The sequence below is a fragment of the Burkholderia sp. AU4i genome (assembly GCF_000466765.1).
GTDB classification, from domain to species: domain Bacteria; phylum Pseudomonadota; class Gammaproteobacteria; order Burkholderiales; family Burkholderiaceae; genus Burkholderia; species Burkholderia cepacia.
The window spans coordinates 1-1,066 of record NZ_ASSI01000432.1 but is presented as its reverse complement, the minus strand read 5'-3'; the positions used below and the strand labels follow the sequence as shown (position 1 = coordinate 1,066).

The 1,066-nt window shown below is 65.5% G+C and carries 2 protein-coding genes; both read left to right on the top strand.

The window, feature by feature from the left end:
* Positions 1-94 precede the first annotated feature (94 nt).
* Complete coding sequence (locus tag L810_RS43295) at positions 95-394, top strand: hypothetical protein (protein WP_021164379.1); 300 nt, start codon at positions 95-97, stop codon at positions 392-394.
* 178 nt (positions 395-572) lie between these two features.
* Positions 573-1,066, top strand: a 494-nt coding sequence (locus L810_RS43290; RefSeq protein ID WP_042978471.1) for a DUF1326 domain-containing protein, incomplete at its 3' end; no start/stop codon positions are given.

Genomic DNA, 1,066 nt, shown 5'->3' with positions numbered 1-1,066 from the left:
GCCGCGCGGGCTGCTGCCGGCCGGCGTTGTGCTTTTCCCCTCCGCGCCGGGATAATGATCCGGCGTCGCGCACGCTGCGCGAGGGGAGGCTCCCATGCAATTTCCGACGGGATCGGTGGTCGCGCTCAGTTCGGCCGCCGCGACGATGTTTTCGATGGGCATGCTGTTTCTCGGCTACTGGGGATTGCACGAGCCGTTGCCCTGGCGGTTCGGCGATTACGTCGTGATCGTGCTCGCGCTCGCGGGTTTCGCGTGCCTCGCCAGCGTGCCTTTTCTCGCGACTTCGCCGATGAAGACCGCCGGCGACGAGTCGCGGATGCTCGTCGCGCGGCGCGTGTTTCTGTGCGGCGCAAGTGCCGTGTGGTGTGCGATCGTCGCGTCGCTGGTCGTGTGACGTGCGGGCGTGACGTCTGGATCTGAGCGGCCGTCCGCGAGCCGGTCGACGCGCCATGCGCGCCACCGGAATTCGAGGGTTTCTCCCGTCGTATCGGTCATCCGTTCCCGCTTTGATTTCCCCGATGCCGTGCACTAGATTCGAAGCGTTCATGTGTTACAGCGCGCGAGGTGAAGCCATGACGCCGTGGGAGATTCAGGGCACCGAAATGATGAGCTGCAATTGCTCATACGGATGCCCCTGCCAGTTCAATGCACCGCCGACGCACGGCGGATGCGAAGCAATGGGTGCGATTTCGATCGACAGCGGCCACCATGGCGACGTGGTGCTCGACGGCGTCAGGATCGCGGTCGTGTTTCAGTGGCCGGGGGCGGTCCACGAAGGCCGGGGCAAGTGCCAGCCGATCGTCGACGAGCGCGCGAGTCCGGCGCAGCGCGAAGCGGTGCTGAAGATCATGACCGGTCAGGATACCGATCCGTTTGCGACGATGTTCGCGGTATTCGCGTCGACGCTCGAGCACGCGTTCGAGCCGATCTTCACGAAGATCGATTTCGACGTCGATGTCGATGCGCGGCACGGCCGGATTCATGTCGACGGCGTGTTCGACGTCGCGGGCGATCCGATCCGCAACCCGGTGACGGGCGCCGAGCATCGCGCGCGGATCGACCTGCC

Excerpts from the sequence above, each read along its gene's own strand:
- L810_RS43295 (WP_021164379.1), top strand. The coding sequence starts at position 95 with ATGCAATTTCCGACGGGATCGGTGGTCGCGCTCAGTTCGGCCGCCGCG.